General features: G+C 63.6%; 23 protein-coding genes and 1 tRNA gene. 19 read left to right on the top strand and 5 right to left on the bottom strand.

All coding sequences use genetic code 11. From position 1 onward, the window contains the following. Positions 1-259 precede the first annotated feature (259 nt). Entirely contained in the window at positions 260-1,396 is a 1,137-nt protein-coding gene (locus ARADN35_RS0120545) for an iron-containing alcohol dehydrogenase (RefSeq protein ID WP_010465552.1), read from the bottom strand. 199 nt (positions 1,397-1,595) lie between these two features. Here ARADN35_RS0120545 and ARADN35_RS0120540 point away from each other — a divergent pair, with 199 nt between their 5' ends. Genes ARADN35_RS0120540 through ARADN35_RS0120530 form a run of 3 tightly spaced genes read left to right on the top strand, consistent with a single transcriptional unit; the run spans position 1,596 to position 4,353 of the window. Beyond that, positions 1,596-2,465, top strand: a complete 870-nt coding sequence (locus ARADN35_RS0120540) for a 2-keto-4-pentenoate hydratase (protein ID WP_010465550.1) — start codon at positions 1,596-1,598, stop codon at positions 2,463-2,465. A 59-nt stretch (positions 2,466-2,524) separates the two neighbouring features. Next, entirely contained in the window at positions 2,525-3,487 is a 963-nt protein-coding gene (locus ARADN35_RS0120535) for an alpha/beta hydrolase (RefSeq protein ID WP_010465549.1), read from the top strand. An 8-nt stretch (positions 3,488-3,495) separates the two neighbouring features. Next, complete coding sequence (locus tag ARADN35_RS0120530; RefSeq protein ID WP_029414241.1) at positions 3,496-4,353, top strand: YbgC/FadM family acyl-CoA thioesterase; 858 nt, start codon at positions 3,496-3,498, stop codon at positions 4,351-4,353. A gap of 64 nt (positions 4,354-4,417) precedes the next feature. On the opposite strand, the gene ygfZ is transcribed toward ARADN35_RS0120530, so the two are convergent. Further along, positions 4,418-5,329: a CAF17-like 4Fe-4S cluster assembly/insertion protein YgfZ gene (gene ygfZ, locus ARADN35_RS0120525; RefSeq protein WP_029414240.1), complete on the bottom strand. Its 912-nt coding sequence runs from the start codon at positions 5,327-5,329 to the stop codon at positions 4,418-4,420. Positions 5,330-5,374: 45 nt separating this feature from the next. Here ygfZ and mltG point away from each other — a divergent pair, with 45 nt between their 5' ends. The 6 genes from mltG to ARADN35_RS0120495 all read left to right on the top strand — a co-directional run bounded on the left by mltG (position 5,375) and on the right by ARADN35_RS0120495 (position 10,113). Continuing rightward, a complete protein-coding gene (gene mltG / locus ARADN35_RS0120520; RefSeq protein ID WP_373404758.1) occupies positions 5,375-6,361 on the top strand; it encodes an endolytic transglycosylase MltG in 987 nt (328 codons plus the stop codon). A 59-nt stretch (positions 6,362-6,420) separates the two neighbouring features. Further along, entirely contained in the window at positions 6,421-7,098 is a 678-nt protein-coding gene (gene tmk, locus ARADN35_RS0120515; RefSeq protein WP_010465541.1) for a dTMP kinase, read from the top strand. Further along, positions 7,095-8,105, top strand: a complete 1,011-nt coding sequence (locus ARADN35_RS0120510) for a DNA polymerase III subunit delta' (protein WP_010465540.1) — start codon at positions 7,095-7,097, stop codon at positions 8,103-8,105. Before tmk ends, ARADN35_RS0120510 begins: the two co-directional genes overlap by 4 nt. Positions 8,106-8,121: 16 nt before the next feature. Next, a complete protein-coding gene (locus ARADN35_RS0120505; protein WP_010465538.1) occupies positions 8,122-8,481 on the top strand; it encodes a PilZ domain-containing protein in 360 nt (119 codons plus the stop codon). A gap of 154 nt (positions 8,482-8,635) precedes the next feature. After that, a complete protein-coding gene (locus ARADN35_RS0120500) occupies positions 8,636-9,442 on the top strand; it encodes a TatD family hydrolase (protein ID WP_010465536.1) in 807 nt (268 codons plus the stop codon). Further along, positions 9,439-10,113, top strand: a complete 675-nt coding sequence (locus ARADN35_RS0120495) for an ankyrin repeat domain-containing protein (protein ID WP_010465534.1) — start codon at positions 9,439-9,441, stop codon at positions 10,111-10,113. Before ARADN35_RS0120500 ends, ARADN35_RS0120495 begins: the two co-directional genes overlap by 4 nt. 45 nt (positions 10,114-10,158) lie before the next feature. On the opposite strand, the gene msbA is transcribed toward ARADN35_RS0120495, so the two are convergent. Next, the gene (gene msbA / locus ARADN35_RS0120490) at positions 10,159-11,964 is read right to left on the bottom strand and encodes a lipid A export permease/ATP-binding protein MsbA (protein WP_029414239.1); all 1,806 of its coding nucleotides are present in this window, start codon (positions 11,962-11,964) and stop codon (positions 10,159-10,161) included. 187 nt (positions 11,965-12,151) lie between these two features. Here msbA and tolB point away from each other — a divergent pair, with 187 nt between their 5' ends. The 5 genes from tolB to ARADN35_RS0120465 all read left to right on the top strand — a co-directional run bounded on the left by tolB (position 12,152) and on the right by ARADN35_RS0120465 (position 15,796). After that, positions 12,152-13,471: a Tol-Pal system beta propeller repeat protein TolB gene (tolB, locus tag ARADN35_RS0120485; protein ID WP_029414238.1), complete on the top strand. Its 1,320-nt coding sequence runs from the start codon at positions 12,152-12,154 to the stop codon at positions 13,469-13,471. Positions 13,472-13,515: 44 nt separating this feature from the next. Beyond that, a complete protein-coding gene (gene pal, locus ARADN35_RS0120480; protein WP_010465528.1) occupies positions 13,516-14,055 on the top strand; it encodes a peptidoglycan-associated lipoprotein Pal in 540 nt (179 codons plus the stop codon). Beyond that, entirely contained in the window at positions 14,055-14,846 is a 792-nt protein-coding gene (ybgF, locus tag ARADN35_RS0120475; RefSeq protein ID WP_010465526.1) for a tol-pal system protein YbgF, read from the top strand. Before pal ends, ybgF begins: the two co-directional genes overlap by 1 nt. Further along, positions 14,846-15,676, top strand: coding sequence for a tRNA threonylcarbamoyladenosine dehydratase (locus ARADN35_RS0120470; protein WP_010465524.1), 831 nt, complete (start codon positions 14,846-14,848; stop codon positions 15,674-15,676). The genes ybgF and ARADN35_RS0120470 overlap by 1 nt, the downstream gene beginning before the upstream one ends. Before the next feature lie 44 nt (positions 15,677-15,720). Next, positions 15,721-15,796, top strand: a tRNA-Lys gene (locus tag ARADN35_RS0120465). Between the two features lie 142 nt (positions 15,797-15,938). On the opposite strand, the gene ARADN35_RS0120460 is transcribed toward ARADN35_RS0120465, so the two are convergent. Then, a complete protein-coding gene (locus ARADN35_RS0120460; protein ID WP_010465522.1) occupies positions 15,939-16,997 on the bottom strand; it encodes an AI-2E family transporter in 1,059 nt (352 codons plus the stop codon). A 244-nt stretch (positions 16,998-17,241) separates the two neighbouring features. On the opposite strand from ARADN35_RS0120460, the gene ARADN35_RS0120455 reads away from it, so the two are divergent. The 5 genes from ARADN35_RS0120455 to ARADN35_RS0120435 all read left to right on the top strand — a co-directional run bounded on the left by ARADN35_RS0120455 (position 17,242) and on the right by ARADN35_RS0120435 (position 24,849). Further along, entirely contained in the window at positions 17,242-20,121 is a 2,880-nt protein-coding gene (locus ARADN35_RS0120455; RefSeq protein WP_010465520.1) for a 2-oxoglutarate dehydrogenase E1 component, read from the top strand. A 51-nt stretch (positions 20,122-20,172) separates the two neighbouring features. Beyond that, positions 20,173-21,447: a 2-oxoglutarate dehydrogenase complex dihydrolipoyllysine-residue succinyltransferase gene (odhB, locus tag ARADN35_RS0120450; RefSeq protein ID WP_010465518.1), complete on the top strand. Its 1,275-nt coding sequence runs from the start codon at positions 20,173-20,175 to the stop codon at positions 21,445-21,447. A gap of 90 nt (positions 21,448-21,537) precedes the next feature. Next, positions 21,538-22,965: a dihydrolipoyl dehydrogenase gene (gene lpdA, locus ARADN35_RS0120445; RefSeq protein ID WP_010465516.1), complete on the top strand. Its 1,428-nt coding sequence runs from the start codon at positions 21,538-21,540 to the stop codon at positions 22,963-22,965. A gap of 85 nt (positions 22,966-23,050) precedes the next feature. Next, positions 23,051-24,148, top strand: coding sequence for a cell division protein ZapE (gene zapE / locus ARADN35_RS0120440; RefSeq protein ID WP_010465513.1), 1,098 nt, complete (start codon positions 23,051-23,053; stop codon positions 24,146-24,148). Continuing rightward, the gene (locus tag ARADN35_RS0120435; RefSeq protein WP_010465511.1) at positions 24,145-24,849 is read left to right on the top strand and encodes a hypothetical protein; all 705 of its coding nucleotides are present in this window, start codon (positions 24,145-24,147) and stop codon (positions 24,847-24,849) included. The genes zapE and ARADN35_RS0120435 overlap by 4 nt, the downstream gene beginning before the upstream one ends. A 155-nt stretch (positions 24,850-25,004) precedes the next feature. Here the strand turns inward: ARADN35_RS0120435 and ARADN35_RS0120430 are convergent, their stop codons facing one another. Further along, entirely contained in the window at positions 25,005-25,811 is an 807-nt protein-coding gene (locus ARADN35_RS0120430; protein ID WP_010465509.1) for a PP2C family protein-serine/threonine phosphatase, read from the bottom strand. Positions 25,812-25,898: the final 87 nt, after the last annotated feature.

Raw genomic sequence — 25,898 nt, 5'->3', positions numbered from 1 at the left:
GATCGCATTGGAGTGCAATGGGGATGAATGGATGCCTTGGATGCGCCGCATGGGCTTGTGCCCATGCAAGCAGCCGGAGCGTCAAACCACTCAAGTTCATCGGCCCGATTTCACTCCAACCCTGCGGGCAAGTGCCTTGCAGGGCGGTCTGCGGCGTTGCGGCGTTTGCCAATAGCCGAGTTATTCGCTGCACCCCGCGCCTAGCATCCCATCCCGGCAAGGCACTTGTGCGACTCCAAAAAAGACTTTGAACAGGCTCTTACAGCGACTGGGCCAGCATGTCGCGGTACTCCTCGGGCGTGGCAATGCGCGGATTGGTCTTGTGGCAGTGGTCGGCCATCGCGCCCTTGATGATGTCGTCGAACATGCCCTCGGTCACCCCCATGGCTGCCAGGCCCGTGGGTAGGCCCAGGCGGGCGTTCATGTCGCGGATAGCTTCAGGGATGTCGCCCGCACTGGCCAGGCCCATGGCGTGGGCCATGCGCTCCAGGCGTTTTTCCTTTTGTACCGATTCGGCCGTTGCATTGAAACGGATGACAGCGGGCAGGAACATGGCGTTGAGGGTGCCATGGTGCAGGCGCGGGTTCACGCCGCCCAGGCTGTGGCTGAGTGAGTGCACGGCGCCCAGGCCCTTCTGGAAGGCCATGGCGCCCTGCATGCTGGCGCTCATCATGTGCAGGCGCGCGTCGCGGTCGCTGCCGTTTTTGGTGGCTTGCTCGATGTTGGCCCAGCCGCGCGTGAGGCCATCAAGCGCAATGCCATCGGCCGGGGGGTTGAAGGCGGCCGACATGAAGGTCTCCATGCAGTGCGCAATCGCGTCCATGCCGGTGGCGGCTGTCAGCATGGGGGGCAGGCCCAGCGTGAGTTCGGGGTCGCAGATGGCGGTTTTGGGCACCAGGTTCCACGAGTGAAAGCCCAGCTTTCTGTGGTCATCCACGATGATGATGGCTCCACGCGCCACCTCGCTGCCCGTACCGCTGGTGGTGGGCACGGCGATCAGCGGCGCTGCGCGGTCGGTGATGCGCGGCGAGCCGCCTTCGATGGTGGCGTAGTGGGTCAGCGGCCCCTCGTGCGTGGCGGCGATCGCAATGCCCTTGGCGCAGTCGATGGCCGAGCCGCCTCCCACGGCGATCAGGCCGTCGCAGCCCTGGGCCTTGTACATCTCCACGGCGGCGCGCACGGCGGCTTCGGTGGGGTTCGACGGCGTCTGGTCAAACACCGCCACGGTCAGGCCGGGCAGGGCGTCCAGCGCCTTTTGCAGCACGCCTGCGGCCTTCACACCGGGGTCCGTAACGATCAGAGGGCGTGTGATGCCGACACGCTCGCATTCCTGCTGGAGCAGCTTGACCGCGCCGAATTCAAACTGGATCTGGGTGACGTAGTAGATGAATGCCATGGTGCAACAGGATGTGTGAATAAAAGCGCCAGCGATTACGATAGCCCGCCAGCCTTCAGAGCGGTCAACAAAACTCAGCGAACCGGTTCTGGCTAGGCGCTGCGTCGCAGGCAGTACGGGTAGTACGACAAGACGCGGCAACGACACCAGAAGAGTTTTGTTGGCCGCTCCAATCCCACTTTATAAGGAGGAGACACGCATGCATACGAAGCAAACCCTGATGGCAGCCCTGATGGCCGTCGCATCTGTGACAAACGCCCAGGCCCAGTGCCTCACCGATGCGCAGGCCGCCGACATGGTGGCCAGCTACATCGCCAAGACCCCCGCAGCCAACCCCGAGAACCTCTCGGACGCCGATGGCGCCTGCACGCGCGGCAAGGTCAACGCATTGCTGGCGCAGCGCCTGGGCAAGGTGATTGGCTACAAGGCGGGCCTCACCAACCCTGCCGTGCAAAAACGCTTCAACACCGACAAGCCCGTGTGGGGCAAGCTGTATGAGGGGATGGTGCTGGAGAACGGTGCCACGGTGGACGCGGCGTTTGGTGCCCGTCCGCTGTACGAGGCGGACATGCTGGTGCGCGTGAAAAGCGCCGCCATCAACCACGCCAAGACCCCCATGGAAGTGCTGGAGGCGGTGGACCAGATCATCCCTTTCATGGAGTTGCCCGATCTCATGGTGCAGGCCCCACCCAAGCTCAACGGCGCGGGCGTGTCGGCCATCAACGTGGGCGCGCGCCTGGGTGTGGCCGGCGCGCCCCTTGCAGTGCCAGCCTATCGCGGCGAGCGTTTTGTGATGTTGAAGGCGCTGGCGGATATGAATGTCTCGCTCAGCGATGGCAGTGGTGCGCGACTGGGCGGCGGCAAGGGCAGCGACATCCTGGAGCATCCGCTCAATGCTGTGGTGTGGCTGGCTGGCGCCTTGGCGCAGGAAGGGCTGGCCATGCAGCCGGGCGACCTGATCAGCCTGGGCTCGTTTTCGCCGCTGCTGCCGCCCAAGGCAGGCCTTGTGGTCACCGCGACCTACGACGGCCTGCCGGGCGCCGCGCCCGTGCGTGTGACCTTCAAGTAAACGACCCAAGCCTTGCCCGCACGGTGCGGGCTGTTCCCCTGTTGCCGAGACCTTGACCGTTGACCGATCTGCACATCCACCACACCCGCCTCACCCCCCAGATGCGCAGCGTGCTCGAACGCATGGCGCGTGCGGGGCACGCCCCGCTGCACACCCGCTCGCCCCAGGATGCACGCACTGCCTACCAGGCGGGAGCCGATGTGCTGGAGGTGCCCAAGGCGGCCCTGGCGCGGGTGGAGGACCTGCACATCCCCGCGCGCGATGGCCATGCGCTGCCCGCGCGGCTGTACGCACCGACCACGGAAGTTGGCCTGCCGGTGCTGCTGTACACCCACGGCGGTGGCTTCACCATCGGCAACATCGCCACCCACGACATCCTGTGCCGTGAGCTGGCGCGCCTGGCCGGCTGCATGGTGGTGTCGCTGGACTACCGGTTGGCGCCGGAGCACCGCTTTCCGACGGCCAGCAACGATGCATGGGATGCGCTGAAGTGGCTGGCAGCGCAGGCCACCACCCTGGGGGCGGACCCGGCGCGCCTGGCCGTGGGTGGCGACAGCGCCGGCGGCACGTTGGCTGCCGTCAATGCCATCCTGGCGCGGGATGCGCGGCTGCCCCTGGCGCTGCAGCTGCTGATCTACCCGGGCTGCGCGGCCCACCAGGACACGCCGTCCCACAGCACTTTCGCGCATGGTCTGGTGCTGGAGGAGCCCGCCATCAGCTGGTTCTTTGGCAACTATGTGCATAGCCGCGCCGAGCGTGAGGACTGGCGCTTTGCCCCCCTGCTTGCACCGGATGTGGAGGGCGTTGCCCCGGCCTGGGTGGGCTTGGCCGAATGCGACCCGCTGGTGGACGAGGGCATCGAGTACGCCGACAAACTGCGCCTGGCCGGTGTGCCCGTGGACCTCGACATCTACCGGGGCGTCACCCACGAATTCATCAAGATGGGCCGCGCCATCCCCGAAGCGCGCAAGGCCCATGCCGACGCAGCCCGTGCGTTGCGCCGGGCCTTTGGAATGGAGTGAAGACCACCATGCAACGCAAAGACTTCCGCTGTTTCCACCGCCTGCGCGTGCGCTGGGCCGAGGTGGACATGCAAAAAATCGTGTTCAACGCGCACTACCTCATGTACATCGACACGGCCATGAGCGACTACTGGCGTGCGCTGGGTTTGCCCTACGAGGCGAGCATGCTCATCCTGGGTGGCGAGATGTATGTGAAGAAAGCCACGGTCGAGTACCACGCCTCGGCGCGTCTGGATGACACGCTGGACGTGGGCCTGCGCTGCACACGCATCGGCAATTCGTCCTGCCTGTTCACGGCGGGCATTTTCAACGGCGACCGGCTGCTGATTTCGGCCGAACTGGTCTATGTGTTCGCCGACCCGGCCACGCAGACCTCGCGCCCGGTGCCACCTTCGCTGCGCGCCATCTTTGAGGGCTTTGAGGCCGGTGCCGACATGGCGGAGGTGCGCACGGGCGACTGGAACACGCTGGGCCGCGATGCAGGCCGCGTACGCACGGAGGTGTTCGTGCACGAGCAGGGAATCCCTGCCGAAATCGAGGCCGACGTGCAAGACATCTCGGCCCGCCATGCCGTGCTCTACAACCGGCTGGGCATGCCCATTGCCGCCGGCCGCCTGCTGCAGCCACAGCCGGGCCTGGGCCGTATTGGCCGCATGGCGGTGGACCGATCGGCGCGTGGCGCGCAGTGGGGGCGGCTATTGCTGGATGCGCTGGTCGCCGCTGCGCGCGCCCGGGGCGATACGGAGGTGCACCTGCACGCCCAGCGCAGTGCTGAAGGCTTCTACCGCCGCGCCGGGTTTTCCGTGGTGGGGGAGCCCTATGAAGAGGCCGGCATTGCGCACATTGCGATGGCGCAGCGTTTGTAGCTGATTTGCTATTGAAAAGTGAGCTATTGGCGCTTGTCTGAAGAGCGCCAGGGCCTGTTTTTATTCAAATATCGTCGAGCAGGGCGTAGGGCAGGGGCAGCAGGGACAGCGCCACGCCGTCCGTGGAACCCACCTGCAGGCTGGTCGCCTCTTGCGCCGCCGAGATCTGCAGCGAGACGATGGCATCAAAGCCGCCGTCCGGGGCTGGTGCCACTTGCACCACCGTGCCGCAGGGCTGTTCCAGGTCCGCCGTGCTGAACACTTCGGCACCCACCACCACGTCGGCCGCCGCATGGGCCACATAGGCGCGCCGCTTGAGCGTGCCCCGGAACTGGCTGCGCGCCACCACTTCCTGGCCGGGGTAGCAGCCCTTCTTGAAGTTCACGCCGCCCACCGATTCGTAGTTGAGCATCTGGGGCACGAAGGCTTCGGCCACGGGCGTTGTCAGAGTTGCCACGCCACTTTTCACTTCGCTCCAGCGCCACAGGTCTGGCGCCAGAAGAGCCCCCGGTGGGGCGGGTTCGGAGACTGGCGCCACCCACAGTGCACGGGGCTGGCCATCGGCGGGATACAGGTGGACCACCGACGCGGTGCCCACATCGGCCTTGGTCCAGGCGGGTTGGCTGCCGCCGGGCACGGCATCCCCGGCCAGGCCGTACAGGGCAAAGTCGTGGGTCGCGTCGGTCAGCTTGGCCTTGGCGCGCAATACGAACATCGACAGGCGCTTGAGCGTGGGGGGCAGCAGGTCGCTGCTGCAGACCAGCAGCACCTCCGTGGCGCTGCGCTTGAAGCCGATAAAGCTGGCCTGCATGCGGCCCTTGGCCGACAGGAACGCAGCCAGGCGGGCCTGGTCCATGCCGAGCAGGGCGAAATCCTGGGTGAGCTGGCCGTGCAGAAACTTGGCAGCGTCTTCGCCTTCCACGCGAATCACGCCGAGGTGGGACAGGGGGGCAATGCCGTTCAAGGGATAAGTCATCGCTGAATTATGATGCCCGCTCCCATTCATACAGGTATCAGGGTTGTGCGACGTTTACTGGCTTTGATCGTGTTGGTTCTGATCGCATCGGGTGGTGCGGCTTTCTGGTGGCTGCACCAGCCGCTGGTGGCTGGCACCGAGCCTCTGGAGCTTGCCATCGAGCCCGGTACCACACCCCGGGGCATCGCCCGCGACGTGGTGGCCGCAGGGGCGCGTGTGGATGCCCGTGTGCTTTACGCCTGGTTCCGCGTCTCGGGCCAGGACCGTGCCATCAAGGCCGGCAACTACGAAATCCCCCCCGGCACCACGCCCCGCAGCCTGCTGCAAAAGCTGGTGCGCGGCGAAGAGAGCCTGCGCGCCATCACCCTGGTCGAGGGCTGGAACTGGCGCCAGGTGCGCCAGGCGCTCGCCAAGGAGGAGCAGCTCAAGCGCGACGCCGCCACGCTGACCGACGAGGCGCTGATGGCGCAGTTGGGCCGCCCCGGCGTGGCGCCCGAGGGACGTTTCTTCCCGGACACCTACGCCTATGCCAAAGGTTCCAGCGACATCGCTTTGCTGCGCCGGGCCATGCATGCCATGGACCGCCGCCTCGAAGCCGCCTGGGCGCAGCGCGCTGCGGACACGCCCCTCAAGTCGGCCGAAGAGGCCCTGACCCTGGCCAGCATTGTCGAGAAGGAAACCGGCAAGGCCAGCGACCGTGGGCAGATTGCGGGCGTGTTCGCCAACCGCCTGCGCGTGGGCATGCTGCTGCAGACCGACCCCACGGTGATCTATGGCCTGGGCGAGAAGTTTGATGGCAACCTGCGCCGCCGCGACCTGCAAACCGACACGCCCTGGAACACCTACACCCGCGCGGGCCTGCCGCCCACGCCGATTGCCATGCCCGGCAAGGCATCCCTGCTGGCGGCCGTGCAGCCCGATGCCACGCGCGCCCTGTACTTTGTGGCCAAGGGCGATGGCACCAGCCACTTCAGCGCCTCGCTGGAGGAGCACAACCGCGCCGTTAACCGCTACCAGCGCGGCCAGCAGTAGTGCAGGGTGGTAGAGACTCCGGTCTCTCGCCAGAGCCACAGATTCAACCCAAGGTTTCCATGTCACGACCCGGTCTGTTCATCACCTTTGAAGGCATCGACGGTGCCGGCAAGTCCTCGCACATCGAGGGCCTGGCCTCCGCCTTTCGGGCGCAAGGCCGTTCCGTCACCGTCAGCCGCGAGCCAGGCGGCACGCCGCTGGCTGAAAAACTGCGCGAGATGGTCCTCAACGACCCGATGGACGCGCTCACGGAGTCCTTGCTGATCTTTGCCGCCCGCCGTGACCACCTGCGCAATGTGATCGAGCCCGCCCTGGCGCGGGGCGATGTGGTGCTGTGCGACCGGTTTACCGATGCCACCTTTGCCTACCAGGGCGCAGGGCGTGGCTTTGATCTTGGTGTGCTATCAGTATTAGAGCGTCTTGCGCAGACTGGACTTGCGCCAGAGGCTGATTTGATGCGTGAACCTGATCTGACGGTGTGGTTTGACCTGGCACCTGAGGTGGCGGCCGAACGCCTGGCCGGTGCGAGGGTGCCCGACCGTTTCGAGGCCCAGCCTGTCGAGTTCTTCCGCCGCGTGGCCCAGGGCTATGCCGACCGGGCCGCCGCAGCGCCGCAGCGCTTTGCGCGCCTGGATGCAGCGCAGGAGCGCCACCGGGTGTGGCAGCAGCTCACCAGCGTGTTTGTGCGCAAGGGCTGGCTGGCCATCATGGTGGCCACGCAAGGAGGGCCGCAATGAGCGAGTTGGCCGTGCCATTGGCACCCTGGATCGCCGCGCAGCGCACCAGCTTGCTGGCCCAGCGCGGCCATGCGTGGCTGCTGCAGGGGCCGTCGGGCCTGGGGCAGTACGCCCTGGGGCTGGAGTTGGTCCGCGCATGGCTGTGCGACGCGCCGACAGAGCGGGGCGCCTGCGGCCAGTGCGGCAGCTGCCATGCCATCGATGTGCGCACCCATGCCGACCTGTGTGTGCTGATGCCTGAGGTGCAGATGATGGCGCTGGGCTGGCCCCTGTCGGAAAAGGCCCAGGCCGACATCGACGACAAGAAGCGCAAGCCCAGCCGCGAGATCCGCGTGGAAGCCATGCGCGATGCGGTGGAGTTCTCGCAGCGCACCTCGGCGCGTGGCAAAGGCAAGGCGGTGCTGGTGTACCCGGCCGAGCAGATGAACCACATCACGGCCAATGCGCTGCTCAAGACGCTGGAGGAGCCGCCGGGCGACGTGCGCTTTGTGCTGGCCAGCGAGGCGGCGCACCAGCTGCTGCCCACCATCCGCAGCCGCTGCCTGGGCCACTCCATGGTCTGGCCCGCAGAGGAGCAGATGCTGCAGTGGCTGCAAGGGCAGGGCATTGCTGCGGATGCGGCTTTGGCGTTTCTGCGGGCCGCAGGCGGGCGGCCTGACGATGCGCTGGCGCTGGCCCGCTCCGGCCGCAGCCCACAGGCCTGGTCGGCCCTGCCGCAGGCGGTGGCCAAGGGCGACGTGACCGCACTGGGAGACTGGTCGCCCGCGCAGGTGATCGATGCGCTGCAGAAGCTCTGCCATGACCTGCTGGCGGCCAGCGTGGGCGGCGCACCGCGCTACTTTGCGCCTGCAGACCTGCCCAAGGCACTGCCGCCGCTGGGCGCGCTGACGCGCTGGTCGCGCGCGCTGGCCAAGGCCGCGCGCACGGCAGACCATCCCTTCAATGCCGGCCTCATGCTGGAGGCGCTTGTCGCCCAGGCGCGAAACACCCTACACTCCAAGCACTGAGCCGCACCACAGATCCATGAGCAGTCCATCCACCGCCCCCCGCCCCAGCGTCATGCAGCTGGCCATCAAGGAAAAGGGGGCCCTGTACGCGGCCTACATTCCCTTTTTTGCCGAAGGGGGCATTTTTGTCCCCACCCAGCGGGACTACAAGCTGGGCGATGATGTCTATGTGCTGCTGACGCTGCCGGATGACACGCAGCGCTATCCAGTGGCCGGGCGCGTGGCCTGGGTTACCCCGGCGCGGGCTGCGGGCAATCGCACGCAGGGCGTGGGCATCCAGTTTCCCAAGGACGAAAAGTCGCGCCAGCTCAAGGCCAAGATCGAAGAGCTGCTGGGCACGTCCCTGGGGTCCGACCGGCCCACCCAGACCATCTGAGCCTGGCCCACTGACCGTGCCGACCCGCGCAGGCTGGTCGGCATTTTTTATGGGTGCCCACGGCGAGGGCGCGGATGGCGTATCTTCACCACGGAGCGCTGCGCCGTCGCCGATGGCACGCGTTGCGCCCCAGAAACGATTAATTTGAAACTGCATGTTCACTGATTCGCATTGCCATCTCAATTTTCCGGAGCTGGTGAGCCAGTTGCCCGCCATCCGCCAGGCCATGGCCGAGGCGCAGGTTGACCGCGCCCTGTGCATCTGCACCACGCTGGAAGAATTCGACGGGGTGCATGCCCTGGCCATGGCCCACGACAACTTCTGGAGCACGGTGGGTGTGCACCCCGACAACGAAGGCATCGCCGAGCCATCGGTGCAGGACCTGCTGGACCGTGCTGCCCTGCCGCGCGTAGTGGCCATTGGCGAAACGGGGCTCGATTACTACGGCATGGAAGACCGCAAAGGCGGGCGCAGCATCGCCGATCTGGAGTGGCAGCGCGACCGTTTCCGCAACCACATCCGCGCGGCCCGGGTGTGCGAAAAACCCCTGGTCATCCACACGCGCAGCGCATCGAACGACACCCTCGCCATCCTGCGCGAGGAGGGCGAGGACGGCCCCGGCAACCGGGCCGGTGGCGTTTTTCACTGCTTTACCGAATCCATGCAGGTGGCGCGTGCGGCGCTCGATCTGGGCTACTACATTTCGTTCTCGGGCATCGTGACATTCAAGAGCGCCCAGGAGCTGCGCGACGTGGTGGCCTTTGTACCGCTGGACCGTACCCTGATTGAAACCGACAGCCCCTATCTGGCGCCCGTGCCGTATCGCGGCAAGACCAACAACCCCTCGTATGTGCCCTACGTGGCCAGGCAGGTGGCCGAGACCAAGGGGCTGGCGCTGGAAGAAGTGGCCGAGGCCACCAGCCGCAACTTTGACATCCTGTTCAAGGGGGTGACCGCATGATTTGCCATCGCCGCAGTGTGTTGGCGACCTTGGCGCTGGGGCTGACTGCCCCTGGCATCTGGGCCGGAGCCTACGAGGATTTTTTTGTCGCCATCCTGCGCGATGACGATGCTGCGATTGCCGCGCTGCTGCGCAGGGGTTTTGATCCGAATACGCGCGATCCGAAAGGGCAGGTGGGCCTCACCATCGCCTTGCAAAATGGTTCGGTCAAGGCCTTTGCGGCTTTGTTGGCCTCCCGCCAGGTGGATGTCGAAGCACGCAATGCGCAGGACGAAAGCCCCTTGATGATGGCGGCCCTCAAGGGCAACGTAGAAGCCGTCAAGGCGCTGCTGGCACGTGACGCCGACGTGAACAAGACGGGCTGGACGCCTTTGCACTATGCGGCCTCTGCGGGCTCACGCCAGCATGCAGCCATCATCGCATTGCTGCTGGAGAACCATGCCTACATCGATGCAGCCTCGCCCAACGGCACCACGCCCCTCATGATGGCTGCGCATTATGGCTCCAGCGAGGCCGTGCAGCTTTTGCTGGACGAGGGCGCTGATCCAGCACTCAAGAACCAGCTGGGCCTCACGGCTGCAGACTTTGCCCTGCGTGTGAGCCGTACCGAATCTGCCGACAAGATCGCCGCAGCCATACGCAAGCGGCAACCCAACCGGGGGCGCTGGTAGGCGCCTTGCGATGAGCCATCGCGCAGCAGGCGCGGTGTTTTCAGATCATTGCAATGCGGCAGCTTCGCCCGAGGCAGGCCGCGTCTGAAGGCGTGCATACAGCCCGCCCATCGCCATCAGCTCCGTGTGGGTGCCTTGTTCGGCAATGCGCCCACGTTCCATGACGACGACCCGGTTCGCATGCTCGATGGTGGACAGGCGGTGCGCTATGACCAGGGTGGTGCGCCCTTGCATCAGGCGCTGCAGGGCATCCTGTACCAGCCGCTCGGATTCGGTGTCCAGCGCCGAGGTGGCCTCGTCCAGAATCAGGATAGGGGCATCCTTGTACAGTGCCCGCGCAATCGCCAGCCGCTGGCGCTGCCCTCCCGACAATTGTGTGGCGTTGTGGCCCACCACGGTGTGCATGCCCCGGGGCAGTGCTGCCACGTGCTCGGCCAGGTTGGCAGCGGCCAGGCACGCCTGCACGCGCGCCTCATTCACCTCATGGCCCAGTGCTACGTTGGCCGCGACGGTATCGTTGAACATCACTACGTCCTGGCTCACCATGGCGAATTGCGAGCGCAGCGATCCGAGGTCCCACTCTGGCAACGGGTTCCCGTCGACCAGGATTTCACCCGAAGCGGGCGTCACAAACCGTGGCAACAGGTTGACCAGCGTGGTCTTGCCCGCACCGGACGGGCCGACCAAGGCAACGATTTCGCCAGGCTCCACGCGCAAGCTGATGTGGTCCAGCGCCGGGGCGTGGTCTGGACCGAACGACACCGTCACCTGCCTGAGCTCCAGTGCTCCCTGGGCGCGGTCTTTGCGGAACTGGCCACCTGTTTCGGCGCCCGTGTCTCCCAGCAGTGCCAGCCCCCGCTCCAGGGCGGCGACGCCCCGTGTGATGGGACTGGCGACATCGGCCAAGCGGCGTATGGGGGCGATGAGCATCAGCATGGCCGTGATGAACGACACGAAGCCACCGACGGTGACATCCTTGGCGTCCACAGTGCCGCGGCTTTGCCACAGTGCAATGCAGATCACCACGGAGAGCGCTGCAGCGGCCAGCAGCTGGGTCAGCGGCGTCATGGCGGCGGAGGCGATGGTGGACTTGATCGCCAGGCGCCGCAGGCTCTGGCTCAGGGTGGCGAAGCGCCCGGCCTGCCCAGGCTGCGCGCCGTGCAGCCGCACCATGCGGTGGGCCAGCACGTTTTCTTCCACCACGTAGGCGAGTTCGTCGGTGGCCTGCTGGCTGCTCTTGGTCAGGTGATAGAGGCGCCGGGACAGCGTTTTCATGATCCAGGCCACGCCCGGCACGACCACGGCAACGATCAGCGTGAGCTGCCAGTTGAGGTACAGCAGATACACCAGCAGCGCCACCAGCGTGAATCCGTCGCGCGATACCCCGAGCAGTGCCTGCACGAGCAAGGTTGCCCCGGTTTGCACCTCGTACACCACCGTGTTGGACAGCGTGCTGGCCGACTGCCGCGAGAACAGGCCCATCTCGGCAGCAAGAACCCTGTCGAACAGCGACTGGCGCAGCGTCAGCATGCCTTCGTTGGCAATGCGTGCCAGCGCGTACTGGCCGACGAACTGGGCAACTCCACGCACGAAGAACACGCCCAGGATGGCCAGTGGCACCATCCACAGCTGCAGGGTTCCCTGGGTGAAGCCTCGATCGAGCAGAGGTTGCAGCAATGCTGGAATCAGTGGCTCGGTGATCGCGCCCACGAGGGTCGCTACCACCGCGAGGCTCCAGGCCATTCGCTGGTTGCCAAAATAAACGGACAGCCGACGCAGGCGAGTGGCCAGGCTTGCAGCGGGCGGGGAGGGAGTATTGGGAGGCGCGGCGCCCGTGTCTGTGGCTTGCATGTGGCCCGGATTCTACGGTTGTGGGCTGTGACGGTGCCGGTGGGACATTTCTTCGCAGCAGGTTGTGCGCTTCAAAAAATCGGCACGGATATGTCCTGAGGTCGCACGTTTTGTCACAGGGGTTTCCCTGCTGTGTGTAACATTCGGGTTTGCCTTTCGGCATTTGTTCGGCTACCGCTGGATGCCAATGACCACAGATCGAATCTCTACACACCCATCTCCTGCGGCTTTGCCGCATCCCTTGCGCCGCCACATGTTGGCAGCGCTGCTCTCGACCCCCGCACTGCCAGCCCTTGCGCAATTTCGCGTCGAGGTCACAGGTGTTGGCTTGACCCAGTTGCCCATCGCGATTGCACCGTTCAGGGGCGAGGCGCAGTCACCCCAGAAGATTGCGGCCATTGTCCAGGCTGACCTGGAGCGCAGCGGCCAGTTCCGCGCTGTGGATGCTTCCGGTGCGGTGCTGGACGAAACTGCCCGCCCGGATGTAGCCCTGTGGCGCCAGAAGAGTGCGGACTCTCTGGCCACCGGCAGTGTCACGCGCCTTGCGGATGGGCGCTTCGATGTGCGGTTTCGCCTTTGGGATGTGGTGAAGGGACAGGACCTGGGTGGCCAGAGCTTTGTGGTCACCCAAGGCGATCTGCGCTTGGTGTCGCACCGCATTGCGGATTTCATCTATGAAAAGCTGACGGGCGAGCGCGGCATTTTCTCGACACGCATTGCCTATGTCACCAAGACAGGTTCCCGGTACAGTCTGTGGGTGGCAGACGCTGATGGCGAGAATGCCCAATCGGCACTGTCAAGCCCCGAGCCCATCATCTCTCCCGCGTGGTCGCCCAATGGCGGGCAGCTGGCCTATGTGTCGTTTGAATCGCGCAAGCCGGTTGTCTATGTGCATGATGTGGCGTCCGGCCGCAGGCGCCTGATTGCCAACTTCCGGGGGTCCAACAGTGCCCCGGCCTGGGCTCCGGATGGTCGATCCCTTGCGGTGACGCTCAGCCGCGACGGGGGGTCCCAACTCTACACCATCGACGCCAACGGCGGCGAGCCGCGCCGCCTCATGCAGAGCGCAGGCATTGATACGGAGCCCATGTTCTCCGGTGACGGCCGCAGCATCTACTTTGTCAGTGACCGTGGTGGCGCACCGCAGATCTACAAGGTCTCCACATCCGGTGGCAATGCGGAGCGTGTGACGTTTACCGGCAGCTATAACATCTCCCCCAGCGTCAGTCCCGATGGTCGCTGGCTGGCCTACGTCTCCCGTGTCGGTGGGGCTTTCAAGCTGCACGTCATGGACCTGTCCTCTGGCACCGTGAATGCGGTCACGGACACGACGGCCGACGAGAACCCCAGCTTCGCGCCCAATAGCCGCCTTATCGTTTATGCCACCCAGCAGCAAGGTCGTGAGGCGCTCATGACCACGACGCTCGACGGCAAGATCAAGGCCCGGCTTGCCGGTCAGGCGGGTGATATCCGCGAGCCCGACTGGGGTCCGTTTCAAAAGCAATGAACTTATCCGCACTTTCAAATATCAAGTTTTCAGGAGAATTTTGGATGATCAAACGTTTTACCCTTGCCCTTACCGTTGTCGCACTGGTTGCCGGATGCAGCTCTGGCGTGAAGCTGGACGACGTGCCTGTCGAAGACAAGAACGCCACCTCCACCATGGGTGGCAACAGTGGCGCCAACTCTGGCAATACCGCACAGAGTGGTGTGGCTGGTGTGGACCTTGGCCAGTCGGGCCGTGATGCTGCGGGGCCTGTCGGCGTGAGCCGCATTGTCTATTTTGACTACGACAGCTATGTGATCAAGCCGGAGTTCCAGTCGCTGATCGAAGCCCATTCCCGCTTCATCAAGGCAGGTACCAACCGCAAGGTGATGATTGAAGGCCACACGGATGACCGTGGTGGTCGCGAGTACAACCTGGCGCTGGGCCAAAAGCGTGCCGAAGCGGTGCGCCGTTCGCTGGCTCTGTTGGGCGTGCAAGACAGCCAGGTGGAAGCCGTGAGCTTTGGGAAGGAAAAGCCTGCAGCCCAGGGTAACTCCGAGGACGCGCATGCGCAGAATCGCCGGGCAGAACTGTCCTACCGTTGATGCGCGCGATTTTTTTGTCCTACCGTCTCAAGGCGTTGGCGGCAGTAACGCTGTCGGCCGCCTTGGTGTCCACGGGCCACGCCGCAATTTTCGAGGATGGCGAAGCTCGCCGTGCGATCCTCGAAATGCGGCAGCGTGTGGACAGCATGCAGCTGTCTCAACAACGGACTGCGGAAGAAATGCGCAGGCTTGGCGAAGAGAACGGCCAGCTGCGGCGCAGCCTGCTGGATCTGCAAAGTCAGATCGATGCACTGCGCGCGGAGCAGTCAACGCTTCGTGGTCAGAATGAACAGCTGTTGCGCGATGCGGCTGATCTGCAGCGGCGCCAGAAAGACATTGCCCAAGGGGTAGACGACCGTCTGCGGCAGTTTGAACCGGTCAAGGTGACCTTGGATGGGCAGGAGTTCCAGGCAGATCCTGCGGAGAAAAAGGACTTTGAAACGGCGTTGGCCGTGTTTCGTTCGGGCAAGTTTCCAGAAGCCGGTGCGGCTTTTGCAGCCTTTGTCCGACAGTATCCACGCAGCGGCTTCGTGCCTTCGGCGCGCTTCTGGCTCGGGAACGCACAGTACGCTACCCGCGAGTACAAGGAAGCGATTGGCAATTTCAAGCTGATGTTGTCTGATGCCCCGAGTCACGCACGTGCGCCAGAGGCTGCCTTGTCCATTGCCAACTGCCAGATTGAACTCAAAGACACGCGAACGGCTCGCAAGACCCTGGAGGATCTCGTGCGCGCGTACCCGCAGTCCGAAGCTGCTGTGGCGGCCAAGGAACGCCTGTCGCGCTTGAAGTAATGGTCAGCGAAGCGCGTTTGCAGGCAGCACCACCCGCCGCGGGGGTGCTCGAAGATATAGCGCTTGAACGCCGTTTTGGCGGGCTGGAGCGACTGTATGGCGTAGAAGGGTCACGCCGCATCCGCCGGGCGCATGTGGTGGTGGTGGGTATCGGGGGGGTGGGCTCGTGGGCCGCGGAGGCCTTGGCGCGCAGTGGGGTGGGGGAGGTCACCTTGATCGACCTCGACCATGTGTCCGAGTCGAACATCAATCGCCAGATTCACGCGCTTACCGAAACGGTCGGTCAGGCCAAGGTTCTGGCAATGCGCGACCGGATTGCTCAAATACACCCCCAATGCAAGGTCCACTGCATAGAGGATTTTGTGGAGCCCGGGAACTGGCCCAGTCTGCTTTCCCTGCCCGTTGATGCGGTGATTGATGCATGTGATCAAGTTCAAGCCAAGACGGCCATCGCGGTCTGGGCCCAAGCCCAGAAGGTTTTGCACATCACGGTTGGCGCGGCTGGGGGCAAACGCCATGCGCACCAAGTGGATGTGGACGATCTGGCCCGGACGACCCACGATCCTTTGCTGGCGCAACTTCGTTATCGCATGCGCAAGCACCACCGCGCAGCACGCGATGGTAAAAAGATAGGAGTGAATTGCGTTTTCAGCCGGGAAGCGGTGGCGCCGCCCGATGCGTCATGTAATTTGGAAGGAGATGGTTCCCTGAACTGCCATGGGTATGGCTCGGTCGTTGCGGTGACGGCCACCTTTGGTCAGTGTGCTGCGGGGTGGGTGCTGGACAAACTCGCCGCAACTTCCCAAAAGGCCGAAAAAACGACGCTATAATTCAAGGCTTTGCAGCAGTCTGCCAAGATTGGTTGCAATCGGTTGGGACGTTAGCTCAGTTGGTAGAGCAGCGGACTTTTAATCCGTTGGTCACTGGTTCGAATCCAGTACGTCCTACCACCCGATTCAAAGCATCAGTCGTTTGGTGCAAACAAAGGCCTCCTTGCGGAGGTCTTTGTTTTTTGCGCGATCCGCCTAGGCGGATGCACGCTGCCATGCAGCGTTGTTCCTGGCGCGCACTGGGTCGTATCAAGCCGCTGTATTAGGTTGTCTCATTGTGGGTGCCTGGGGAAAACAGATCCCAGCTGGCAATGAACAGGGCTGCGATGACTGGTCCGATCACGAAGCCGGTCAGGCCAAACAGCCCCATGCCTCCCAGGGTGGATATCAGCACGACGTAGTCTGGCATTTTGGTGTCCTTGCCCACCAAAATGGGGCGCAGGACGTTGTCCACGAGGCCGATTACGCCAACGCCAAATGCGGTCAGTACCACGCCCTGCCATACAGCACCTGTAGCCAGAAAATAGATGGCCACCGGCACCCAGATCAGCCCGGCCCCCACAGCGGGCAGGAGTGACAGGAATGCCATGGATACGCCCCACAGCACGGGCCCCTGGATGCCCAGGATCCAGAAAATCAAGCCACCCAGTGCTCCTTGTGAAGCGGCCACAACGATGTTGCCTTTGACGGTGGCGCGGATGACGGTAGTGAACTTGCTCACCAGTTGGCGCTTGTGTGTCTCGTCCAGTGGCGTGGCTTGGCCAATGCGCAAGGCCAGGCTCGATCCGTCGCGGAGCAGGAAAAACAGCAGATACAGCATGATGCCGAAGCTCACGATGAATTGCAGTGTGTTTTGCCCAATGCTCAGTGCTTGGGCGGCAATAAATTGGCTCGCCTGGACGGCCACGGATGAAAACTTTTGTTGCAGTTCGCCAACGGTCGTGAGATTCAATCGGTCCAGCAGATTGGCTGCCCAAGTGGGCAGGGCGGCGATCACCTGCTGCAGATAGAGCCCAAAATTGAGCTGGCCGGAACGCATCCGCTCATATATCAGGGTGGCTTCCTGGGCCAGCGATACCGTGATGGCCGTCATGGGCAGGATGACTACGATCAGGCACAGTCCCAGCGTGCACAGCGCGGCAAGATTGTGCCTCCGGGGCATGCGCCGCAGCAGTTTGCGGTGCAGGGGGGCAAACAAGATTGCCAGGATAACGCCCCAGAAGACGGCTCCATGGAACTGCCAAAGGATGGCTCCGAAGGCGATGGTGACCAGGGCCAGCAGCAGCAAAAAGACTTTGTTCTGAAGGGTAGGTGGCGTCATGTGGGTAGGTGGCATTGAGATACCCGGAATGTACGCGAGCCCGGATTTCTATCTGATTTTTGCGCCAGCCCTGCCACGTCTGCCAAACCTTTTCCGTTGGGCGGTTGGCTGTTCAGTGGCACAATGGCGCCCGTACCAAGGCCCTTCCCCAGCCACAGTCGCATCCGCCAATCGGTTCAGCCGTGTCGCGGAAGGTTTCTCAACCAGCTAATGCTTTCCCAAGGAAAGCGGAGGTCAGCGGAATATGAGCGATACGACGTCCGTCTATCAAGCCTACCAAGGCAATACTTACCTCTTCGGCGGCAATGCGCCCTATGTCGAAGAAATGTACGAGAACTATCTCGCCAATCCAGGCAGCGTGCCTGACAACTGGCGTGAGTATTTCGATGCATTGCAGCATGTGCCTGCCGTTGATGGCTCCAACGCCAAGGACGTACCCCACCTCCCCGTCATCAATGCTTTTGCCGAGCGCGCCAAACAAGGCGGTACCAAGGTCGTGGTCGCCACGGGGGCTGATTCGGAACTGGGCCGCAAGCGCACTGCCGTTCAGCAACTGATCGCAGCCTACCGCAACGTTGGCCAACGCTGGGCCGACCTGGATCCGCTGAAGCGCACAGAGCGCCCCGCAATTCCTGAACTCGAACCTTCTTTCTATGGTTTCAGCGATGCTGACCAGGAAACCGTGTTCAACACCAGCAACACGTTCTTCGGCAAAGAATCGATGCCGCTGCGTGAGCTGATCAACGCGCTGCGCGAAACGTACTGCGGCTCCATCGGCGCTGAGTACATGTACGCCACCGACCAGAACCAGAAGCGCTGGTGGCAGGAAAAATTGGAAAAGATCCGCAGCAAGCCCAGCTTTGGTGTGGACAAGAAAAAGCAGATTCTTGACCGCCTGACGGCAGCCGAGGGTCTGGAGCGTTTTCTGCACACCAAATACGTCGGCCAGAAGCGTTTCTCCCTCGAAGGGGGCGAAAGCTTCATTGCCGCCATGGACGAACTGATCCAGTCTGCCGGCGCCAAGGGTGTGCAGGAAATCGTGATCGGCATGGCCCACCGTGGCCGCCTGAACGTGCTGGTCAACTCGCTGGGCAAGATGCCCAAGGACCTGTTCGCCGAGTTCGATCACACTGCCCCGGAAGAATTACCTGCCGGCGACGTGAAGTACCACCAGGGCTTCAGCTCGGACGTGACCACCCCCGGCGGCCCGGTTCACCTGTCGCTCGCGTTCAATCCATCCCATCTGGAAATCGTGAACCCTGTGGTCGAAGGTTCCGTGCGTGCCCGCATGGACCGCCGTGCCGATCCCCATGGCAAACAAGTGCTGCCCGTGCTGGTGCACGGTGACGCGGCCTTTGCCGGCCAGGGGGTGAACCAGGAAACCCTGGCGCTGGCCCAGACCCGTGGCTACTACACGGGTGGCACGGTGCACATCATCATCAACAACCAGATCGGCTTCACGACGTCCGATCCGCGTGATACGCGCTCCACGCTGTACTGCACCGACATTGTCAAGATGATCGAGTCGCCCGTGCTGCACGTGAACGGTGATGACCCCGAGGCCGTGGTGCTGGCCACCCAGCTTGCTCTCGAGTTCCGCATGGAATTCAAGAAGGATGTGGTGGTGGACATCATCTGCTTCCGCAAACTGGGCCACAACGAGCAGGACACCCCAGCGCTGACCCAGCCGCTGATGTACAAGAAGATTGGTGCCCACCCTGGCACCCGCAGGCTGTATGCCGACAAACTGGCCGCGCAAGGCCTGGGCGAGACGCTGGGCGACGACATGGTCAAGGCCTACCGCGCCGCCATGGACGCTGGCAAGCACACGGTTGATCCGGTGCTGACCAACTTCAAGAGCAAGTACGCCGTGGACTGGAGCCCGTTCCTGGGCAAGAAGTGGACGGACGCAGGTGATACCGCCATCCCCTTGGCCGAGTGGAAGCGTCTGGCCGAGAAGATCACGACCATTCCTGAGAGCGTGACGCCACACCAGCTGGTCAAGAAGGTGTACGACGACCGCGCTGCCATGGGCCGTGGCGACATCCCTGTGGACTGGGGCATGGGCGAGCACATGGCGTTCGCGTCGCTGGTGGCCAGCGGCTACCCCGTGCGCCTGTCCGGCGAAGACTGTGGTCGTGGCACGTTCACGCACCGCCACTCGGTCATCCATGATCAGAAGCGCGAGAAGTGGGACATCGGTACCTACACGCCGCTGCAGAACGTGGCCGAGAACCAGGCTCCTTTTGTTGTCATCGACTCCATCCTGTCGGAAGAGGCGGTGCTGGGCTTTGAATACGGCTACGCATCCAACGATCCCAACACGCTAGTGATCTGGGAAGCCCAATTCGGCGACTTCGCCAATGGTGCACAGGTTGTGATCGACCAGTTCATCGCCTCGGGCGAAGTGAAGTGGGGTCGTGTCAACGGCATCACGCTGATGCTGCCCCACGGCTACGAAGGCCAGGGCCCCGAGCACAGCTCGGCCCGCCTGGAGCGTTTCATGCAGCTGTCGGCCGATGCCAACATGCAAGTGGTGCAACCCACCACGGCCAGCCAGATCTTCCATGTGCTGCGCCGCCAGATGGTGCGAGATCTGCGCAAGCCGCTGATCATCATGACGCCCAAGTCGCTGCTGCGTAACAAGGACGCGACCTCGCCGTTGTCCGAGTTCACCAAGGGCAGCTTCCAGACCGTGATCCCTGAGCAGGATGAAGCCATTGTGAAAAAGGCTTCCAAGGTCAAGCGCATCATTGCCTGCTCGGGCAAGGTGTACTACGACCTGGTCAAGAAGCGCACCGAGCGCGAAGACGATGACGTGGTCATCCTGCGCGTGGAGCAGCTCTACCCCTTCCCGCACAAGGCGTTTGCCGCTGAAATCAAGCGCTATTCCAACGCCACGGATGTGGTGTGGTGCCAGGACGAGCCGCAAAACCAAGGTGCCTGGTTCTTCGTGCAGCACTACATCCACGAGAACATGCTCGAAGGCCAGAAGCTGGGCTATTCCGGCCGCGCGGCTTCGGCGTCGCCTGCCGTCGGTTACTCGCACCTGCACCAGGAACAACAAAAGGCGCTGGTGGACGGCGCGTTTGCCAAGCTCAAGGGTTTTGTCCTGACCAAATAAGGCCAGCTGCGACCCGACAACAGAACAAAACCCCATTCCGAAAGAATTGATATGGCTATCGTAGAAGTCAAAGTCCCCCAGCTGTCCGAATCCGTGGCCGAAGCCACCATGCTGACGTGGAAGAAGAAGGCCGGTGAGGCCGTGGCAGTGGATGAGATCCTGATCGAGATCGAAACCGACAAGGTTGTGCTCGAAGTGCCCGCACCCTCCGCAGGTGTGTTGACCGAAATCGTGCAGGGCGACGGCGCCACCGTGGTGGCCGACCAGCTCATCGCCAAGATCGACACCGAAGGCAAGGCTGGCGCTGCGGCTCCTGCCGCCGCTCCAGCGGTTGCCGCATCGGCACCCGTCGCTGCTGCCCCCGCACCTGTGGCCGCTGCTGGCGGCTCCAGGGGTGACGTGGCGATGCCTGCCGCCGCCAAGCTGCTGGCCGAGAACAACCTGTCCGCATCGGCCGTGGCCGGCAGCGGCAAGGATGGCCGCGTGACCAAGGGCGACGTGCTCAGCGCCGTGGCGGGTGGTGCTGCCAAGGCTGCTGTGGCCGCTCCAAGCGCTATTCCCACGGGCGTGCCCACCAAGGCACTGCCTCAGGTGTCGGCCCCTGCCGCCAAGGAAGACCTGGGTGACCGCCCCGAGCAGCGCGTGCCCATGAGCCGCCTGCGTGCCCGCGTGGCCGAACGTCTGCTGCAATCGCAGTCGACCAATGCCATCCTGACCACGTTCAACGAAGTGAACATGGCGCCGGTGATGGACATGCGCAAGAAGTTCCAGGACACCTTCACCAAGGAACATGGCGTGAAGATCGGCTTCATGAGCTTCTTCGTGAAGGCGGCTGTGCACGCCCTCAAGAAGTACCCTGTGCTGAACGCCTCGGTCGATGGCAACGACATCGTCTACCACGGCTACTTCGACATCGGTATCGCCGTGGGCTCGCCCCGTGGCCTGGTGGTGCCCATCCTGCGCAACGCCGACCAGATGAGCTTTGCCGACATCGAGAAGAAGATCGCCGAGTTCGGCAAGAAGGCCGCAGAAGGCAAGCTGGGTATCGAAGAAATGACCGGCGGCACGTTCTCGATTTCCAACGGCGGCACCTTCGGCTCGATGATGTCCACCCCCATCATCAACCCGCCCCAGTCGGCCATTCTGGGCGTGCACGCAACCAAGGACCGCGCGGTGGTGGAAAACGGCCAGATCGTCGTCCGTCCGATGAACTATCTGGCGATGTCCTACGACCACCGCATCATCGACGGCCGCGAAGCCGTGCTGGGCCTGGTGGCGATGAAGGACGCGCTGGAAGATCCATCGCGCCTGCTGTTCGACATCTGACCCCCTGACCTTGTTGACCCACCCGCGTGGCCTGGCCTCTGGTCCTGCCCGCCGGTGGGTCTTTCTCCAACAGACTGAGCGAGATTTACCATGAGCAAACAATTCGACGTGATCGTCATCGGCGGTGGCCCCGGCGGCTACATTGCCGCCATCCGCGCTGCCCAGTTGGGCTTCAACGTGGCCTGTATCGACGAGTGGAAGAACGAAAAGGGCGGCCCGGCACCCGGAGGCACCTGCACCAACGTGGGCTGCATTCCCTCCAAGGCGTTGCTGCAGTCGTCCGAGCATTTCGAGCACGCCAACAAGCACTTTGCCGACCACGGCATCACGGCTACCGGCGTCAAGATGGACGTGGCCAAGATGATCGCCCGCAAGGACACCGTCGTGAAGCAGAACAACGATGGCATCCTGTACCTGTTCAAGAAGAACAAAGTCAGCTTCTTCCACGGCCGTGGCTCGTTCGTCAAGGCCGCCGAAGGTGGCTACGAGATCAAGGTGGCTGGCGCCGCTGAAGAGTCGATCACCGGCAAGCAAATCATCATCGCCACCGGCTCCAACGCCCGCGCGCTGCCCGGCACGCCGTTCGATGAAGAGTTCGTGCTGTCCAATGACGGCGCGCTGCGCGTGGGCGCGGTGCCCAAGAAGCTCGGCCTCATCGGCTCGGGCGTGATCGGGCTGGAAATGGGCTCGGTGTGGCGCCGCCTGGGCGCCGAAGTCACCATCCTCGAAGGCCTGCCCACCTTCCTGGGCGCGGTGGATGAGCAGATCGCCAAGGAAGCCAAGAAGGCGTTCGACAAGCAGGGCCTGAAGATCGAGCTGGGCGTGAAGGTCGGCGAGATCAAGACCGGCAAGAAGGGCGTCTCCATTGCCTACACCAACGCCAAGGGCGAGGCCCTGTCGCTGGACGTGGACAAGCTCATCGTCTCCATCGGCCGCGTGCCCAACACCATCGGTCTGAACACCGAAGCCGTGGGCCTGGCCCTGGACGAACGCGGCGCCATTGTGGTGGATGCCGACTGCAAGACCAACCTGCCCGGCGTGTGGGCGGTGGGTGACGTGGTGCGAGGCCCGATGCTGGCGCACAAGGCCGAGGAAGAAGGCGTTGCCGTGGCCGAGCGCATTGCCGGCCAGCATGGCCACGTGAACTTCAACACCGTGCCCTGGGTCATCTACACCAGCCCCGAGATCGCCTGGGTGGGCCGCACCGAGCAGCAACTCAAGGCCGACGGCGTCAAGTACAAGGCGGGCACCTTCCCGTTCCTGGCCAACGGCCGGGCACGTGCGCTGGGCGACACCACCGGCATGGTCAAGATGCTGGCCGATGCCGACACCGATGAAATCCTGGGCGTGCACATCGTGGGCCCGCAGGCCAGCGAGCTGATCTCCGAAGCTGTGGTGGCCATGGAGTTCAAGGCCAGCAGCGAAGACATTGCACGCATCTGCCACGCGCACCCCAGCCTGAGCGAGGCCACCAAGGAAGCGGCCCTGGCGGTGGACAAGCGCACGCTGAACTTCTGATATCTTGAATGAAAAAGGGCTCCAGCGCTTGATAATCAAGCGCTGGTAGCTATTAAATTCATAGTATCAGAGTGGTGCCCATCCAGTGACTGTCAAACAGGCTTACCTGGCCGAGCTGGCCGCCAAAGGCTACCAAAGCGACCCCGCCCAACTGCGGGCCGTGGACGCTCTGCAGCGCTGCGCGGACGAATGGGCTGCCTACAAAGCCCGGCGTTCCAATGCGCTCAAGAAGCTGATCAACCGCCCTGACATTCCGCGCGGCGTGTACATGTACGGCGGGGTGGGGCGTGGCAAGAGCTTCCTCATGGAGTGTTTTTTTGATGCCGTGCCCTTGAAGCGCAAGGTGCGCCTGCACTTTCACGAGTTCATGCGCGAGGTGCACCGCGAGCTGGCAGCCCTGCAGGGCACGGTGAATCCGCTGGATGTGCTGGGCGAGCGCATTGCGCGGCGCTACAAACTCATCTGCTTTGATGAATTCCATGTGGCGGACATCACCGACGCGATGATCCTGCACCGCTTGCTGGCGGCACTGTTCGACAACGGTGTGGGTTTTGTCACCACTTCCAATTTCAAGCCCGACGACCTGTACCCCGGCGGCCTGCACCGCGACCGCATCCTGCCGGCGATTGCACTGCTCAACGAAAAGCTCGAAGTGGTCAATGTCGACAACGGCACCGACTACCGTCGGCGCACTCTGGAGCATGTGAGGCTGTACCACACGCCGCTGGGCCCCGAGGCGGATGCCGAGATGGGCCAGGCGTTCGACCAGTTGGCCGAAGTGCACGACGAAGATCCGGTGCTGCACATCGAGGCCCGCGAGATCCGGGCCCGCCGCAAGGCCGGCGGGGTGGTGTGGTTCGACTTCAAGACCCTTTGCGGCGGTCCCCGGTCGCAGAACGACTACCTGGAAATTGCGACGCAGTTCCATACCGTGCTGCTGTCCGACGTGCCCTACATGCCGGTGAGCATGGCTTCGCCTGCGCGGCGTTTTACCTGGCTCGTGGACGTGCTGTACGACCGGAGGGTCAAGCTCATCCTGTCTGCTGCGGTACCGCCCGAGCAGCTGTACACCGAAGGCCCGCTGGCGCATGAGTTTCCGCGCACGATTTCGCGGCTCAACGAGATGCAGTCGAAGGAATTCCTGGCGCTGGAGCGTCGCACTGTCGATACGGGGCTGACATGATCTTCAGGCGCTTGGTCTTCTCCACCATCTTCTCGCTGCTTGCCTGCGGGCTCACCGCTTTGGCCATCGCGCAGCCGGCGGCCCCGGGCGCGGAGGTCCACCGGCAGCAGCAGGCGGCTGCCACGGCAGCGCATCGCAAGGCGGAACACGATCGCATCCGCCACGAACGCGAGATCATCAAGGCCAAGCGCCAGCAGGACGAGTCGGCCTGTCACCAAAGATTTTCCGTGGAGGACTGCCTGCGCACTGTGCGGGCTGGAGTGCGCGACGCAGAAGCCCGTCTGCGCGCCCAGGAAATTGAGCTCAATGATGCCGAGCGCAAGGAAAAAGCTGCGGAACGCCTCCAATCCATCGAAGAAAAGCAGGGGGCGGTACCGAGTCGTCCTGCAGAGGGCAGCAGCGCTGCCAGCGCCGTGTTGCGCAAGCCGTCGCAAGACCCCCAGGGCCTGAAGTCACAGCGTGACCATGAGGCTGAACAGCGGGCACAGCAGCAGCGCAGCAAGGTGCAAAAGCAGGCACAGGAGCAGGCAGCACGCACCAGTGGCAATGCCGAGCGTGCCGAAGAGGCTCGCGCACGCCATGCGCAAACACTTCAAGCGGCAGAGGAACGCCGCGCACGTGTCGAGAAATCCCGCTCAGAGGCCGCCGCCCAGGGGCGCCTGCCCGCCGCGCCATTGCCAGCAGGCTCGGCAGCACGCTGACAGGGCGTGTGTCTCAGGGCGCTTGGCACGGTGCGTCGAGTCGGAGAGACGCCTGAAGAAGCAACGGCCCGGAAGGAATGGCGCCTGCGCCGCGCTGTTCGGTGGGGGTGCAAGCCTTTTGCTTGCCCGGCCAACACGTACGAATGAAAACTATTTCAAGGGCGGCCTGCGTCAGCGGGCACCAGGCGGACGACCTTTTTTTCTTCCGCCAGGGCCTCCATCTTCACGATGACCAGCGAAAGGTTGTCGCCACCGCCTCGCGCGCGGGAACGGGCTTTTTCGATCAGGAATTCCGTGGCTTCCCGTGGCGAGAGAGAGTCCACCACGGAGCCGAGTTCGGTGGGGGAAAAGTAGTGCCATACCCCATCACTGCAGGCCATGAGCACATCGCCGGGCTGTAGCTGCGGGATCACATGGGTGGTGATGGGCGGGTCGCTTTCGGTGCCCAGACAGCCGACCAGTATGTTCGAGTGTGGATGGTTGTTGGCCTCGGCTTCCGTCAGCTCTCCGCGGTCGACCAGGGCCTGGACATAGGAGTGGTCGCTGGTGCGGAACACCATGCGCGCGCCTTGGAAGTGATACAGGCGCGAGTCGCCAGCATGCACCCAGTGGCAGTCGCCCCGGGGGTTGATGAGGAAGGCCGCGATGGTGCTGTGTGGTTCCTGCTCGGCAGAGATGGCTGTGAGCCGGATCACGATGTGAGCTTCTTCCACCATGCTCTTGAGCATCGCCACGGGGTCGTCGGTGTCTGGCGAATAGCGCTCGAAGAGTTGGCGGGCGGTCATCATGACCTGGTCAGACGCCTTGCGCCCGCCACTTCGGCCCCCCATGCCATCGGCAATGACACCCAGCACGCAGCCGTTGTGCCGCTCGTGGGAGATCAAGGCCACCTGATCTTGCTGGTACTCCCGGTCACCCTTGTGGATGCCGGTGGACGCGATGAGGCGAAACGCTTTGGTCATGCTGGTGATTGTGGGGGCGCGTACGCAAACGGCCGTCGCGGAAAGGGTGCCAAACGCGTATTATCCGCCCGCCTGTGGCATTTTTGC

The organism is Acidovorax radicis N35 (genome assembly GCF_000204195.1).
Classification (GTDB): domain Bacteria; phylum Pseudomonadota; class Gammaproteobacteria; order Burkholderiales; family Burkholderiaceae_C; genus Acidovorax; species Acidovorax radicis.
Note: the sequence above shows the minus strand (reverse complement) of the source record. Positions and strands in the feature narration are given on the sequence as shown.

What these genes read in the sequence shown, in the direction of transcription:
- ARADN35_RS0120545 (WP_010465552.1), bottom strand. Translation starts at nt 1,396, where the DNA reads ATGGCATTCATCTACTACGTCACCCAGATCCAGTTTGAATTCGGCGCG.
- ARADN35_RS0120540 (WP_010465550.1), top strand. Translation starts at nt 1,596, where the DNA reads ATGCATACGAAGCAAACCCTGATGGCAGCCCTGATGGCCGTCGCATCT.
- ARADN35_RS0120530 (WP_029414241.1), top strand. Translation starts at nt 3,496, where the DNA reads ATGCAACGCAAAGACTTCCGCTGTTTCCACCGCCTGCGCGTGCGCTGG.
- ygfZ (WP_029414240.1), bottom strand. Translation starts at nt 5,329, where the DNA reads ATGACTTATCCCTTGAACGGCATTGCCCCCCTGTCCCACCTCGGCGTG.
- tmk (WP_010465541.1), top strand. Translation starts at nt 6,421, where the DNA reads ATGTCACGACCCGGTCTGTTCATCACCTTTGAAGGCATCGACGGTGCC.
- ARADN35_RS0120510 (WP_010465540.1), top strand. Translation starts at nt 7,095, where the DNA reads ATGAGCGAGTTGGCCGTGCCATTGGCACCCTGGATCGCCGCGCAGCGC.
- ARADN35_RS0120505 (WP_010465538.1), top strand. Translation starts at nt 8,122, where the DNA reads ATGAGCAGTCCATCCACCGCCCCCCGCCCCAGCGTCATGCAGCTGGCC.
- ARADN35_RS0120500 (WP_010465536.1), top strand. Translation starts at nt 8,636, where the DNA reads ATGTTCACTGATTCGCATTGCCATCTCAATTTTCCGGAGCTGGTGAGC.
- ARADN35_RS0120495 (WP_010465534.1), top strand. Translation starts at nt 9,439, where the DNA reads ATGATTTGCCATCGCCGCAGTGTGTTGGCGACCTTGGCGCTGGGGCTG.
- msbA (WP_029414239.1), bottom strand. Translation starts at nt 11,964, where the DNA reads ATGCAAGCCACAGACACGGGCGCCGCGCCTCCCAATACTCCCTCCCCG.
- tolB (WP_029414238.1), top strand. Translation starts at nt 12,152, where the DNA reads ATGACCACAGATCGAATCTCTACACACCCATCTCCTGCGGCTTTGCCG.
- pal (WP_010465528.1), top strand. Translation starts at nt 13,516, where the DNA reads ATGATCAAACGTTTTACCCTTGCCCTTACCGTTGTCGCACTGGTTGCC.
- ybgF (WP_010465526.1), top strand. Translation starts at nt 14,055, where the DNA reads ATGCGCGCGATTTTTTTGTCCTACCGTCTCAAGGCGTTGGCGGCAGTA.
- ARADN35_RS0120470 (WP_010465524.1), top strand. Translation starts at nt 14,846, where the DNA reads ATGGTCAGCGAAGCGCGTTTGCAGGCAGCACCACCCGCCGCGGGGGTG.
- ARADN35_RS0120460 (WP_010465522.1), bottom strand. Translation starts at nt 16,997, where the DNA reads ATGACGCCACCTACCCTTCAGAACAAAGTCTTTTTGCTGCTGCTGGCC.
- ARADN35_RS0120455 (WP_010465520.1), top strand. Translation starts at nt 17,242, where the DNA reads ATGAGCGATACGACGTCCGTCTATCAAGCCTACCAAGGCAATACTTAC.
- odhB (WP_010465518.1), top strand. Translation starts at nt 20,173, where the DNA reads ATGGCTATCGTAGAAGTCAAAGTCCCCCAGCTGTCCGAATCCGTGGCC.
- lpdA (WP_010465516.1), top strand. Translation starts at nt 21,538, where the DNA reads ATGAGCAAACAATTCGACGTGATCGTCATCGGCGGTGGCCCCGGCGGC.
- ARADN35_RS0120435 (WP_010465511.1), top strand. Translation starts at nt 24,145, where the DNA reads ATGATCTTCAGGCGCTTGGTCTTCTCCACCATCTTCTCGCTGCTTGCC.
- ARADN35_RS0120430 (WP_010465509.1), bottom strand. Translation starts at nt 25,811, where the DNA reads ATGACCAAAGCGTTTCGCCTCATCGCGTCCACCGGCATCCACAAGGGT.